We start from the raw sequence: 12,793 nt of genomic DNA, 5'->3' as shown, positions 1-12,793 counted from the left end.
CGCTAAAAAAGATCCAGTTGAGGATTAGCCCGCGCTGACGGTTCAGCAAGCGTCGGCGCGACCTGCCGGAAGTGCGACATATCCAGAATGCCGTGATCGCGCCGGTTTAGTCCCAAGCGACGCACCGCCTTGTGGAATCGCTGCTTGAGCAGGTCCGCCCACAAACCTTCGCCCTTCATGCGGGTGGCGAAATTCGCGTCGTAATCCTTGCCGCCGCGCATATCGCGCACGCGGCTCATGACCCTGTCGGCGCGATCGGGGAAATGCGCCGCGAGCCAGTCCTTGAATAGCGGCGCGACCTCCCACGGCAGACGCAACACGATATAGCTCGCGTTGCTCGCGCCCGCTTCCGCACACGCCTCCAGCACACGCTCCATGTCCGGTTCCGTGACGAACGGAATGACCGGCGCGATGCTCACGCCGACCGGAATCCCCGCCTCGCTCAACGTGCGGATGGCGCGCAGCCGCCGCGACGGCGTGGCCCCGCGTGGTTCGAGCGTGCGCGCGATCTCCGAGTCAAGCGTGGTGATGGTGATAGCGGCCATGAATTGACCGCGCGCCGCCATGGGCGCGAGCAGATCGATATCGCGTTCGATCAGCGACGATTTGGTGATCGCCGCGAACGGATGGTTACGCTCGCTGAGCACCTCGATAACCCGCCGCGTGATGCGCAAATCACGCTCAACGGGCTGCCACGCGTCCGTATTCACGCCAAGCGCGATCGGCTCCGGCACGTAAGACTTCTTCGACAATTCGCGCTCGAGCAGTTCCGGCGCGTTGATCTTCGCGTAGATCCGGCTTTCGAAATCGAGCCCCGGCGACAAGCCCAAATAACTATGCGTGGGCCGCGCGAAACAGTAGATGCAGCCATGCTCGCAACCGCGATACGGATTCAACGACACGCTGAACGGAATATCCGGCGACGCATTGCGCGTGAGGATGGTTTTGGCCCGCTCCTCGAACACCTGCGTGCGCAACACCTTGGGCTCGCCGTCGTCGTCACCGTCTTCCGAGACCGAAACCGCTAGCCAGCCGTCGTCGACCGCTTCGCGCTGGTCGACTTCGTAGCGGCCCTGCAGGTTCGTCACCGCGCCGCGCCCTTTGCGGGGCGCCGGCGGGGCGACGGGAAATTCAGGAACGGAGTCGAAGTCGGGATCGGATTGGGTCACGGCTGAAGAGCACGCAGAACGCAGGGCGGGTCAAAACAGAAACGGCGCAAAACACCTGTACAAATATACAGTGTTTACGCCGTTTGTCGAGTACCGCCAAACCGTAGAAGAATTGCCTTAACCGCTCGCTAATCCCCCACCGCGATCGTCAAGGTTTCCTTGATCTCTTCCATCACCACGTAGCTCTTCGACTGCACGGCGCCGGGCAACTGCAACAAGATGTCCCCCAGCAGTTTCCGGTAATCGGCCATCTCGCCGATACGCGCCTTGATCAGATAGTCGAAATCGCCCGACACCAGATGGCACTCCAGCACCTCCGGGATCTTCTGCACCTCGCGGCGGAACTGGTCGAACATGTTGCCGCTTTTGTGATCCAGCGTGATCTCGACGAACACCAGCAGCGCCGCGCCCAGTTCAGCCGGATTCACGCGCGCGTGGTAGCCGGTGATCACGCCGTCGCGCTCCATCCGCTTGACCCGTTCGATGCACGGCGTAACCGACAGCCCGACCTGTTCGGCAAGGTCTTTCATGGCCATCCGGCCGTCCTGTTGCAGCAGGCGCAGGATCTTGTGATCGAGTTTGTCGAGGGACCGGACCGGTTGGCGCTGAGTACGCATGGTGTATTTGCTGAAAATCTTGAAAATACAATAACAAAACCTACCTGACTGTTAATAGTATAGCGGTTAACACTGGGCAAGCCGCGTTGTACCTCCTGAATCGAACGAACTCCAACGAATCGACGAGTGCGGCGCCCATCCAACCTCTTTTGAACAGTCGGAGCAGTTATGCGAGTCGTCGTTTTGGGCAGTGGCGTCGTCGGGGTGACGAGCGCGTATTACCTGGCGCGCGCGGGTCACGAAGTGACCGTGATCGATCGCGAGGCCGGCCCGGCGCTCGAAACCAGCTTTGCCAACGCCGGCCAGATCTCGCCGGGCTACGCGTCGCCGTGGGCCGCGCCGGGCGTGCCGCTGAAGGCCGTCAAGTGGATGTTCCAGAAGCACGCGCCGCTGGCGATCCGCCTCGACGGCACGCAGTTCCAGTTGCAGTGGATGTGGCAAATGCTGCAGAACTGCACGTCGTCGCGTTATGCGGTGAACAAGGGCCGCATGGTGCGCCTCGCCGAATACAGCCGCGACTGCCTGCAGGCGCTGCGCGCCGAAACGGGCATTCAGTACGAAGGCCGCACCGGCGGCACGTTGCAGGTGTTCCGCACACAGCAGCAATTCGACGGCGCCGCGAAAGACATCGCCGTGCTGCAGGAAGCCAACGTGCCGTATGAACTGCTGTCGGCGGCCGAACTCGCGCAAGCCGAACCGGCGCTCGCCGCCGTGTCGCACAAACTGACCGGCGGCCTGCGCCTGCCGGGCGACGAAACCGGCGACTGCCAGATGTTCACCACGCGCCTCGCGGCGCTGGCCGAGCAACTGGGCGTCAAATTCCGCTACAACACGCCGATCGACGCACTCGCCATGGCCGGCGACCGCATCGCCGGCGTGCAATGCGGCAGTGAACTGGTGCGCGCGGATTCGTTCGTCGTCGCGCTGGGTTCGTACTCCACCAAGTTCCTGTCCGGCCTCGTGAAGATTCCGGTCTACCCGCTCAAGGGTTATTCGATCACCGCGCCGATCGTCAACGAAGCGGCTGCTCCGATTTCCACCGTGCTCGACGAAACCTACAAGATCGCGATCACACGTTTCGACGACCGGATTCGCGTCGGCGGCATGGCCGAGATCGTCGGCTTCGACAAATCGCTGCGCCAGGCGCGTCGCGAAACGCTGGAACTGTGCGTGAACGATCTGTTCCCGGGCGGCGGCGACACGTCGAAGGCGAGCTTCTGGACCGGCCTGCGCCCGATGACGCCGGACGGCACGCCGATTGTCGGCCGTACGCCGGTGCCGAATCTGTTCCTGAACACGGGTCACGGCACGCTGGGCTGGACCATGTCGTGCGGCTCGGGCCAGTTGCTGGCCGACGTGATGTCGGGCAAGCAGCCGGTCATCAAGGCGGACGATCTGTCGGTGCATCGCTACCTCGGCGAGACCGCCGGTGCGCATCGTCCGGCTTATGCCTAAGGTTTAACCACGCTTCGCGAGAGCGGTTGCGCTGGCGGGTCACCGGATTTGCCAGCGCGAAAAAAAGCGCCCTGCGGGGCGCTTTTTTTCATGCCGACGCGTTACGCGGTCGAGCCACGTCAGAACTGATCTTCCGACAAAGCCAGCACGCTCTCGCCACCCTTAGCGCTAACGATCGACGCCTCGAACGCCGACGCCAGCGGCAACACATGCTCCGCATAGAACTGCGCGGTCGCGATCTTCGCGCCGTAGAACGCCGGATCTTCGTCGCGCTTCTGAGTGGCCACCAGCAACGCACGCGCCATCTGCCAGCCGCCGAGTACGACGCCCGCCAGCTTCAGATACGGCACGCTGCCGGCAAACACCGCGTTCGGATCGGCCTTGGTATTCGCCAGCACATAGTCCACCGCCGAGCTCAACGCGTCATGACCTTGGGCCAGATATTTCTTCATCGAGTCGAACGCTGGGCCTTGCTGCGCACCCAGCGCTTCAAGCGTCTGCGCCACGTCGGCGAGCAGCGACTTCGCGACCTTGCCGCCATCGCGCAGCGTCTTGCGGCCAATCAGGTCATTCGCCTGAATCGCGGTCGTACCTTCGTAGATCGGCAGAATGCGCGCGTCGCGGTAGTACTGTGCCGCACCGGTTTCCTCGATGAAGCCCATGCCGCCGTGCACCTGCACGCCGAGGCTCGTCACGTCGATGGAAAGCTCCGTGCTCCAGCCCTTCACGATCGGCACGAGGAATTCGTAGATTGCCTGATGCTCGGCGCGCGTCGCTTCGTCAGGATGACGATGCGCGATGTCGCAATGCCCCGCCGCCACATAAGCCAGCGCGCGCGAGGCTTCGGTGAGGCCACGCATCGTCGCGAGCATGCGGCGCACGTCCGGATGCTGGATGATCGCGACCGACTGCTTCGCGGAGCCATCCACCGGACGGCTCTGCACGCGATCTTTCGCATACGCGACCGCCTTCTGATACGCGCGATCCGACACGCCCACGCCCTGCATGCCGACCGCGAAACGCGCCGCGTTCATCATGATGAACATGTACTCGAGGCCGCGATTTTCTTCGCCGATCAGATGACCGATCGCGCCGCCGTGATCGCCGAATTGCAGCACCGCGGTCGGGCTCGCCTTGATGCCGAGCTTGTGTTCGATCGACACACAATGCACGTCGTTGCGCTCGCCGAGCGAACCGTCTTCATTGACGAGAAACTTCGGCACGATAAAGAGCGAGATACCCTTCACGCCTTCCGGCGCATTCGGCGTGCGCGCCAGCACGAGATGGGCGATGTTCTTCGCCATATCGTGCTCGCCCCACGTGATGAAAATCTTCGTGCCGAACACCTTGAACGAGCCGTCGCCCTGCGGCTCGGCGCGCGTGCGCACGAGCGCCAGGTCGGAACCGGCTTGCGGCTCGGTCAGGTTCATCGTGCCGGTCCATTCGCCGGAAATCAGCTTGGGCACGTAGGTTTGTTTTTGCGCTTCGGTGCCGGCGGTGAGCAGCGCTTCGATCGCGCCGTCGGTCAGCAGCGGGCAGAGCGCGAACGACAGATTCGACGCATTGAGCATCTCGATGCAAGGCGTGGCGATCAGCTTCGGCAGCCCTTGGCCTTCGTATTCAACCGGATGCTGCAAACCTTGCCAGCCGCCTTCTCCGAACTGGCGAAACGCCTCCTTGAAGCCGGGCGTCGCGGTGACCACGCCGTCTTTCCAGCTGCTCGGATTGCGATCGCCTTCGACGTTCAGCGGCGCCAGCACTTCGCCGCACAGCTTTGCCGACTCGTCGAGCACGGCCTGGGCCGTGTCGAAGTTAGCGTCTTCGAAGCCCGGCAGCGTCGCGATTTCGTCGAGACCGGCCAGTTCTTTCATCACGAACAGCATGTCCTTGATGGGCGCCGTATAGCTCATTTCAGTTCTCCTCCTGTCTTCGATATAAAAAGGGCGCCGGACTTGATCGGTCCCGCGCCCTTCGCTGTTGCTGCCAGACGCCTTGTAGACGGCGTTGCGGCGTTTAGCCGAGTTCGCTCACGAGCTCCGGCACGACCGTGAACAGATCGCCCACCAGACCGTAATCGGCGACGCTGAAAATCGGCGCTTCCGGGTCCTTGTTGATCGCGACGATGACCTTCGAGTCCTTCATGCCGGCCAGATGCTGGATCGCCCCCGAGATGCCGACCGCCACGTACAGTTGCGGTGCGACGATCTTGCCGGTCTGGCCGACCTGATAGTCGTTCGGCACGAAGCCCGCGTCGACCGCTGCGCGCGAGGCGCCGAGCGCCGCGTTCAGCTTGTCGGCCAGCGGTTCGAGTACCTTCGTGTAGTTCTCGCCGTTGCCCAGACCGCGGCCACCCGAGACGATGATCTTCGCCGACGTCAGTTCCGGACGGTCCAGCTTCGTCACTTCACGGCTGACGAATTGCAAGAGGCCGCTGTCTGCCGCTGCGTCGATTTTCTCGACTGCGGCGCTGCCGCCTTCGGCTGCGACCGGATCGAAACCGGTCGAACGCACCGTGACGACCTTGATCGGGTCAGCCGATTGCACCGTGGCGATCGCGTTGCCGGCGTAGATCGGGCGTTCGAACGTGTCGGCCGAATCAACTGCCGTGATGTCGCTGATCTGCGCGACGTCGAGCTTCGCGGCGATACGCGGCGCGATGTTCTTGCCGTAGGCGGTGGCGGGCGCCAGGATGTGCGTGTAGTTCTTCGCGATGTTCAACACCGTCGCTTCGACGTTTTCCGCAAGGCCGGCTTCAAGTTGCGGTGCGTCGGCCAGCAACACTTTCGACACGCCAGCGATTTTCGCTGCCGCATCCGCTGCGGCTTGCGCGTTGTGACCTGCCACCAGCACGTGAATATCACCGCCGATCTTCTGCGCGGCTGCGATCGTATTCAGCGTCGCCGCCTTGATCGACGCGCCGTCGTGTTCTGCAATAACCAGATTCGTCATTTCGTCAGTCTCCTCACAGCACCTTGGCTTCAGTCTTCAGCTTCTCGACCAGCGTCTTCACGTCCGGCACCTTCACACCAGCGGAACGCTTGGGCGGCTCGACGACTTTCAGCGTCTTCAGGCGCGGCGTGACGTCGACGCCGAGGTCTTCCGGCTTGACGACTTCCAGCGGCTTTTTCTTCGCCTTCATGATGTTCGGCAGCGTCACGTAGCGCGGCTCATTCAGGCGCAGGTCGGTGGTGATCACGGCCGGCAGCGTCAGCGACAGCGTTTCCGCGCCGCCATCCACTTCACGCGACACCGTTGCCTTACCGTCGGCAACCACAACCTTCGACGCGAACGTTGCCTGCGGCAGATTAGCCAACGCAGCCAGCATCTGGCCGGTCTGGTTCGAGTCGTCGTCGATCGCCTGCTTGCCGAGGATGACCAGCTGCGGCTGTTCCTTGTCGACCAGCGCCTTCAGCAGCTTGGCGACCGCCAGCGGCTGCAGTTCTTCGCTCGACTCGATCAGGATCGCGCGGTCCGCGCCGATCGCCAGCGCCGTACGCAGCGTTTCCTGCGACTGCGTCACGCCGCACGACACGGCGATCACTTCCGTCGCCACGCCCGCTTCGCGCAGACGCACGGCTTCTTCAACGGCGATTTCGTCGAACGGATTCATCGACATCTTCACGTTCGCGATGTCGACACCCGTGCCGTCCGATTTGACTCGAACTTTTACGTTGTAATCGACCACTCTCTTCACTGGCACCAGGATTTTCATGCACACGCTCCAAAGTTACGAATACGTCAACCCAGCCAACATTATAGCGACTGCCCTCACGGCAGCCTTGTCGCGGGCGCTCTAGCAGGAGGATATCGCTCCTCAGCGGCGTGACGGCAATAACGAACGATCGTTCTATTTTAATCTCAAAAAAACCCGGGTGACAACCCCGGGTCCCAATCTACGACTCTAATTTTGCATTGCCGTCGTGTCTTACTACGTTTGACTTACTGCGTATGGGGGATGCCGGATCACCACGCGGTGATCACCGACCCACCGAATTTCGTGGCCACGAACTGCTTCACTTCCGGCGAATGGTACGCCGCGACCAGCTTGGCGACCCACGGCTTGTCCTTGTCTTCCGCACGGATCGCGATGATGTTCACGTACGGACCCTTCGGGTCTTCGGCGGCGATCGCGTCCTTCTTGGGATTCAGGCCGGCTTCCATCGCGAAGTTGGTGTTGATCGCGGCGGCGTCCACGTCGTTGAGCGAACGCGGAATCTGCGCGGCGTCGAGTTCGACGATCTTCAGCTTGCGCGGATTGTCGACGATGTCGAGCGGCGTCGCCTTCAGGCCGGCATCGGCGCGCAGCTTCACCAGACCTTGCTTCTGCAACAGCAACAGCGCCCTGCCGCCGTTGGTCGGATCGTTCGGCACGGCGATCTTCGCGCCCGGCGGCAACTCGGCGAGCGTCTTCACTTTCTTCGAATAGATGCCCATCGGGTACGTGACCGTATCGGCGATACGGATCAGCTTGTAGCCGCGGTCCTTCACCTGCGCCTGCAAGTACGGGTCGTGCTGGTAGCTGTTCGCGTCCAGATCGCCGGCGGCGAGCGCGGCGTTCGGCTGCACGTAGTCGGCGAATTCGATGATCTTGATGTTCAGACCGTTCTTTGCCGCGACCGTCTTCACGACTTCCATGATCTGCGCGTGCGGACCGCCGGTGACGCCGACCTTGATCGAGTCTTCGGCGTGAGCCGCGTTAGCGGCGAACAGCGACGCGGCGCCGAGCAGGGCGGCGAGCTTGAGAACCAAACGACGTTGCATGATGGACCTTTCCAAACCTGATGACGCTGTTGTTATTTATGGCTCAAACGACGCACGAGCCAATCCCCGAACGACTGCACCAGTTGCACGAAGACGATCAGGATCACGACGACCGTCAACATCACTTCCGGCAAAAACCGCTGATACCCGTAACGAATGCCCAGATCGCCGAGACCGCCGCCGCCGATCGCGCCGGCCATCGCCGAATAGCCGACCAGCGACACGAACGTGATCGTCAGCCCGGCCACCACGCCCGGCAACGATTCCGGCAACAGCACCTTGAAGACGATCTGGCTCGTGGTCGCGCCCATGGCCTGCGCGGCTTCGATCAGCCCACGGTCGACTTCGCGCAGCGCGGTTTCCACCAGACGCGCGATGAACGGCGCCGCGGCGATCGTCAACGGCACCACGGCGGCCATCGTGCCGATCGACGACCCGACGATCAGACGCGTGAACGGAATCACCGCGACCAGCAGGATGATGAACGGCGTCGAACGCACCGCATTGACGATCACGCCCATCACGCGATTCACCGCGATGTTCTGCAACACGCCCTGACGATCGGTCAGGTACAGCAACACGCCGAGCGGCAAGCCCACCGCTGCGCCGACCAGTCCGGAAATACCCACCATCACGAGCGTTTCCCAGAACGACTGGACGAACATATCGAACATTTCACTCAACATACGAGAGCTCCTCCACCACCACACCCTGTTCGCGCAGATACGTCAGCGCCTGCGCCACCTTCACCGGTTCGCCGCCCGCGAGCACCGCGAGCGAGCCGAACGTCTGCCCCTGGATCTCGTCGATCTGGCCGTGCAGGATGTTGAAGTCGAGTTCGAAGCGGCGAATCGTCTCCGACAGGATCGGCTGGTCGACGCCCGAGCCGGTGAACGCCAGACGCAGCAAATGGCCACTGCCGGTTTTCAGGCGTTCGGCGACGCGCGCTTTCATGGCGGGCGGCAATTCCTGCGCGATCACGTCGCCGATCAACGCGCGCGTGACTTCGTGATGCGGTTGCAGGAACACGTCGATCACCTTGCCCTCTTCGACCACACGGCCCGCGTCCAGCACCGCGACGCGGTCGCAGACCTGCTTGATCACGTCCATCTGGTGGGTGATCAGCACGATCGTCAGGTTCAGTTCGCGATTGATGCGTTTGAGCAGGTCGAGAATCGCGCGGGTGGTTTCGGGATCGAGCGCGGAGGTCGCTTCGTCGGAGAGCAGCACTTTCGGCTTGCTCGCCAGCGCACGCGCAATACCGACGCGCTGCTTCTGGCCGCCGCTGATTTGCGACGGATAGCGGTCTTTTTGCGCCGACAGGCCGACCAGCTCGAGCAGCGGCAGCACGTTCGCTTCGATTTCGGCGCGCTTCATACCGGCGAGTTCGAGCGGCAGCGCGACGTTCTCGTACACGGTGCGCGACGACAGCAGGTTGAAGTGCTGGAAGATCATGCCGATCTCGCGGCGCGCCTCGCGCAGTTGCGCCGCGGGCAGCGTGGTCAGATCGCGACCGTTGACGACGATATTGCCCTCGGACGGGCGCGTCAGCAGATTGAGGGTGCGCACGAGCGTGCTCTTGCCCGCGCCGCTGCGGCCGATGATGCCGAACACTTCACCCGCCGGAATCGACAGGTTGACGTTGTGCAGCGCCTCGACCCAGCCCCGGGGTCCGGCGAAGCGCTGGGAGATATTGCGTATTTCGATCATGGAAAAACGAAACGGCGGAGGTTGTCTGCGAGCGTTGTGTGCTCCGGACAAGCGGCCGCCGTTGCTTTTATTGGGATTTGAGGCGGCAATTCTACCGCAGCGCCGTCATTCCCTTTAATAATCAATTACGCGCTTTTTATAACCTGAGAGCATTAGAGGCCTGCCCGGTACGGGATGCTCGCGTGTGTCGCGTGGCAGCGACTATGATCGGGCGGAACAAAATCAGGATAAGACAGCGGCCATGGAGACATCCCAAAACAGCAAGGTGCGGCCCATCGAGGGCACGCGGACGAATGGCACGGCTCAACGCGGGTCGGTCACGACCGCCGACGGCTTAACGTTGCCGCTCTACCGCTGGCCGGCGACCGCGCCATTGCGCGCGACGGTGGCGCTGCTGCACGGTCTCGCTGAGCACGCCGGGCGTTATGCCGCGCTGGCTGCGCGGTTGAATGCGGCCGGCATCGAACTGGTCGCGATCGATCTGCGCGGTCACGGCGAAGCGCCGGGCAAGCGCGCTTACGTGAACCGCTTCGACGACTATCTGCTCGACGCGCAGGCGTTACTCGACGCGGCGGCGCAAAGTTGCGCACCGCTCTTTCTGATGGGACACAGCATGGGTGGCGCGGTCGCCGCGCTGTACACGATCGAGCGGCTCGGCGCGACCGGCCGGCGGTTGAACGGGCTGATTCTGTCGAGTCCGGCGCTTGCGCCCGGCCGTGACGTGCCACGCTGGATGCTCAAGCTGAGCCAGGTGATCAGCCGTTTATGGCCGAGCTTTCCCGCAATGAAAATCGACGCCGCGTTGCTGTCGCGCCTCGAACCGGTGGTGAAGGCCAATCGCAACGATCCGCTCGTGCATCACGGCGCGATTCCAGCGCGCACCGGCGCTGAGTTGTTGCTGGCGATGGCGCGGATCGAAAATGACCGCGCGGGTTTGCGCGTACCGCTGCTGGTGTATCACGGCACCGCCGATAAGCTCACGGAACCCGACGGCAGTCGCGCATTCGGTCAGTTCGCGGGTTCGCCGGATAAGACGCTCACGCTGCACGAAGGCAGCTATCACGAGACGATGAACGACCTGGATCGCGATCGGGTGATTGGGGCGTTGATCGAGTGGATCGAGAAACGGGTGGTGGTGAGAGGTTGAGCGAAAGCGGCTGGACGCGCCTAGCCCTTCCAGTCCGGCGGCCGCTTCTCGATGAACGCCTGCACGCCTTCGAGCGCCGAGTCATCCATCATGTTGCAGGCCATCGTCTGGCCGGCGAGCTGATACGCCGCTTCAATGCCCATCTCAAGCTGACGATAAAAAAGCCCCTTGCCCGCGCTCACCGCTTCAACCGGTTTCGCGCAGATGCTCGTGGCGAGCCGCGCGATTTCCGCGTCTAACGCCTCTGCCGGCGCTACGCGGTTCACCAACCCCTGCTGCTTCGCTTCGGCGGCATCGATGAAATCGCCGGTCAGCAGCATCTCCAGCGCGGCCTTGCGCGACAGGTTGCGCGACAGCGGCACCGACGGCGTCGCGCAGAACAGCCCCAGATTCACGCCCGACACCGCGAAGCGCGCCGTCTCGGCCGCGACCGCGAGATCGCACATCGCGACCAGTTGACAACCCGCCGCCGTGGCAATGCCCTGTACCCGCGCGATCACCGGTTGCGGCATGCGCTGAATCGTCATCATCAGTTTCGTGCAGCGGGCGAACAGCGCCTGGTAGTACGCCAACGACGGCGCCGCGCGCATCTCCTTCAGATCGTGGCCCGCGCAGAATGCGCGACCCGCACCCGCGATCACGACCACGCGTGCCGCCGACGACTGCGCGATGTCGGCGAGCGCCGTCTGCAACGCGTCGAGCAAGGCTTCGGACAGCGCGTTGAACGCGTCGGGCCGGTTCATCGTCACCTGCACGACGCCCGGCACGCCATACGCGCCGTGTTCGATGTCGACTAGTGAGGCGTTGCGCACGTCGGCGTTCATGGCTTGGTCCTGGTTGAATTCACGTAAGCCGCGCGTTGATCGCACGGCGCGTTGGCGGCAACCTGCCGCCTGGCGGTTCTGCGGTTCTGCGGCTTTGCGCCTCAGATCCCAGCCAGCGCACGCACATGCGCCACCACGCTGCGCCCGAGCGCGGACAGGTTATAACCGCCCTCAAGACAACTGACGATGCGCCCACGCGCATAACGCTTCGCGATCTCGCGCATCTGCTCGGTGATCCACGCGTAGTCGTCCTCGACGAGCCCCATGTTGCCGAGATCGTCCTCGCGATGCGCGTCGAAACCCGCGGAGATGAAGATCATCTCCGGCTTGAATTCATGCAGACGCGGCAGCCACATCATGTCCACCACCTCGCGCACTTCCATGCCTTTCGAGCGTGCCGCCATCGGCACGTTGCACATGTTGGACGCCTGGTTGTCCGCGCCGCTGAACGGATAGAACGGATGCTGGAAGATGCTGCACATCAACACGCGCGAGTCGCCCGAAAAAGCCGCTTCGGTGCCGTTGCCGTGATGCACGTCGAAATCGATAATCGCGACGCGCTCCAGGCCATGCACCTCGAGCGCATGACGCGCGGCGATCGCGACGTTGTTGAAGAAGCAGAAGCCCATCGCGCGCGCCGGCTCCGCATGGTGGCCCGGCGGGCGCACGCTGCAGAACGCGTTGTCGAAACGGCCTTCGATCACCGCATCCGTCGCGGCCACCGCCGCGCCCGCCGCGCGCAACGCGGCCTGCCATGTGTGCGGGTTCATCGACGTATCGGGGTCGATCTCGGCGAGACCTTCGGCGGGCGAACGATCGCGAATGTAGTCGACGTGAGCTTGCGTATGCACGCGCAGCAGCGCGGCTTCGTCCGCGAGCGGCGGCGACTCGCGCTCGATCAGCGAGTCGATGCGGCTCGCGATCATTTGATCTTCGATCGCCTGCAGACGCGCGGGGCATTCGGGATGCCATTGCCCCATATCGTGCAGCAGACAGTCGGCGTGGGAATAAAAACCTGTTGCCATGATTTTCTTCTGCGGCGCGGCAGCTTTTCGATGCGCGCGCGGCGTGTCTCCATCCAGGGCGCGCGCCCTCGGCGCGCCAACATTT

Annotated in this window: 12 protein-coding genes; 2 read left to right on the top strand and 10 right to left on the bottom strand. The window is 63.1% G+C overall.

Translation table 11 applies throughout. The features are described 5' to 3' along the window. Positions 1–2: 2 nt before the first annotated feature. The gene (locus tag GGD40_RS17755; RefSeq protein ID WP_179744409.1) at positions 3–1,169 is read right to left on the bottom strand and encodes a PA0069 family radical SAM protein; all 1,167 of its coding nucleotides are present in this window, start codon (positions 1,167–1,169) and stop codon (positions 3–5) included. Positions 1,170–1,297: 128 nt separating this feature from the next. Then, a complete protein-coding gene (locus GGD40_RS17750; RefSeq protein WP_035547518.1) occupies positions 1,298–1,786 on the bottom strand; it encodes an Lrp/AsnC ligand binding domain-containing protein in 489 nt (162 codons plus the stop codon). A gap of 168 nt (positions 1,787–1,954) precedes the next feature. Here GGD40_RS17750 and GGD40_RS17745 point away from each other — a divergent pair, with 168 nt between their 5' ends. Continuing rightward, on the top strand, positions 1,955–3,241 hold the full coding sequence (locus GGD40_RS17745; RefSeq protein ID WP_179744408.1) for a D-amino acid dehydrogenase: 1,287 nt from the start codon (positions 1,955–1,957) through the stop codon (positions 3,239–3,241). A gap of 119 nt (positions 3,242–3,360) precedes the next feature. Here GGD40_RS17745 and GGD40_RS17740 read toward each other — a convergent pair whose 3' ends face one another. The 6 genes from GGD40_RS17740 to GGD40_RS17715 form a co-directional block, all read right to left on the bottom strand. Further along, positions 3,361–5,151 (bottom strand): acyl-CoA dehydrogenase, encoded by a 1,791-nt coding sequence (locus tag GGD40_RS17740; RefSeq protein WP_179744407.1) that lies wholly within the window; start codon positions 5,149–5,151, stop codon positions 3,361–3,363. A 103-nt stretch (positions 5,152–5,254) separates the two neighbouring features. Continuing rightward, a complete protein-coding gene (locus GGD40_RS17735) occupies positions 5,255–6,190 on the bottom strand; it encodes an electron transfer flavoprotein subunit alpha/FixB family protein (RefSeq protein WP_179744406.1) in 936 nt (311 codons plus the stop codon). Positions 6,191–6,203: 13 nt separating this feature from the next. Next, positions 6,204–6,953, bottom strand: a complete 750-nt coding sequence (locus GGD40_RS17730; RefSeq protein WP_179744405.1) for an electron transfer flavoprotein subunit beta/FixA family protein — start codon at positions 6,951–6,953, stop codon at positions 6,204–6,206. 251 nt (positions 6,954–7,204) lie between these two features. Beyond that, positions 7,205–8,002 (bottom strand): MetQ/NlpA family ABC transporter substrate-binding protein, encoded by a 798-nt coding sequence (locus GGD40_RS17725; protein ID WP_179744404.1) that lies wholly within the window; start codon positions 8,000–8,002, stop codon positions 7,205–7,207. A 32-nt stretch (positions 8,003–8,034) separates the two neighbouring features. Beyond that, entirely contained in the window at positions 8,035–8,688 is a 654-nt protein-coding gene (locus tag GGD40_RS17720) for a methionine ABC transporter permease (RefSeq protein WP_035547534.1), read from the bottom strand. After that, positions 8,678–9,712: a methionine ABC transporter ATP-binding protein gene (locus GGD40_RS17715; RefSeq protein WP_179744403.1), complete on the bottom strand. Its 1,035-nt coding sequence runs from the start codon at positions 9,710–9,712 to the stop codon at positions 8,678–8,680. Before GGD40_RS17715 ends, GGD40_RS17720 begins: the two co-directional genes overlap by 11 nt. A gap of 241 nt (positions 9,713–9,953) precedes the next feature. Here GGD40_RS17715 and GGD40_RS17710 point away from each other — a divergent pair, with 241 nt between their 5' ends. Then, positions 9,954–10,859: an alpha/beta hydrolase gene (locus GGD40_RS17710; RefSeq protein WP_179744402.1), complete on the top strand. Its 906-nt coding sequence runs from the start codon at positions 9,954–9,956 to the stop codon at positions 10,857–10,859. A 20-nt stretch (positions 10,860–10,879) separates the two neighbouring features. On the opposite strand, the gene GGD40_RS17705 is transcribed toward GGD40_RS17710, so the two are convergent. After that, on the bottom strand, positions 10,880–11,683 hold the full coding sequence (locus tag GGD40_RS17705) for an enoyl-CoA hydratase (protein ID WP_179744401.1): 804 nt from the start codon (positions 11,681–11,683) through the stop codon (positions 10,880–10,882). 101 nt (positions 11,684–11,784) lie between these two features. Next, positions 11,785–12,708: a histone deacetylase family protein gene (locus GGD40_RS17700; protein ID WP_179744400.1), complete on the bottom strand. Its 924-nt coding sequence runs from the start codon at positions 12,706–12,708 to the stop codon at positions 11,785–11,787. Positions 12,709–12,793 lie beyond the last annotated feature (85 nt).

Origin of the sequence: Paraburkholderia bryophila (assembly GCF_013409255.1) — a bacterium.
In the GTDB taxonomy this organism is placed as follows: domain Bacteria; phylum Pseudomonadota; class Gammaproteobacteria; order Burkholderiales; family Burkholderiaceae; genus Paraburkholderia.
Note: the sequence above shows the minus strand (reverse complement) of the source record. Positions and strands in the feature narration are given on the sequence as shown.

Bases quoted from the DNA above. Each gene is read 5' to 3' on its own strand.
- GGD40_RS17750 (WP_035547518.1), bottom strand. From the start codon at position 1,786: ATGCGTACTCAGCGCCAACCGGTCCGGTCCCTCGACAAACTCGATCAC.
- GGD40_RS17745 (WP_179744408.1), top strand. From the start codon at position 1,955: ATGCGAGTCGTCGTTTTGGGCAGTGGCGTCGTCGGGGTGACGAGCGCG.
- GGD40_RS17740 (WP_179744407.1), bottom strand. From the start codon at position 5,151: ATGAGCTATACGGCGCCCATCAAGGACATGCTGTTCGTGATGAAAGAA.
- GGD40_RS17735 (WP_179744406.1), bottom strand. From the start codon at position 6,190: ATGACGAATCTGGTTATTGCAGAACACGACGGCGCGTCGATCAAGGCG.
- GGD40_RS17730 (WP_179744405.1), bottom strand. From the start codon at position 6,953: ATGAAAATCCTGGTGCCAGTGAAGAGAGTGGTCGATTACAACGTAAAA.
- GGD40_RS17725 (WP_179744404.1), bottom strand. From the start codon at position 8,002: ATGCAACGTCGTTTGGTTCTCAAGCTCGCCGCCCTGCTCGGCGCCGCG.
- GGD40_RS17720 (WP_035547534.1), bottom strand. From the start codon at position 8,688: ATGTTGAGTGAAATGTTCGATATGTTCGTCCAGTCGTTCTGGGAAACG.
- GGD40_RS17715 (WP_179744403.1), bottom strand. From the start codon at position 9,712: ATGATCGAAATACGCAATATCTCCCAGCGCTTCGCCGGACCCCGGGGC.
- GGD40_RS17710 (WP_179744402.1), top strand. From the start codon at position 9,954: ATGGAGACATCCCAAAACAGCAAGGTGCGGCCCATCGAGGGCACGCGG.
- GGD40_RS17705 (WP_179744401.1), bottom strand. From the start codon at position 11,683: ATGAACGCCGACGTGCGCAACGCCTCACTAGTCGACATCGAACACGGC.
- GGD40_RS17700 (WP_179744400.1), bottom strand. From the start codon at position 12,708: ATGGCAACAGGTTTTTATTCCCACGCCGACTGTCTGCTGCACGATATG.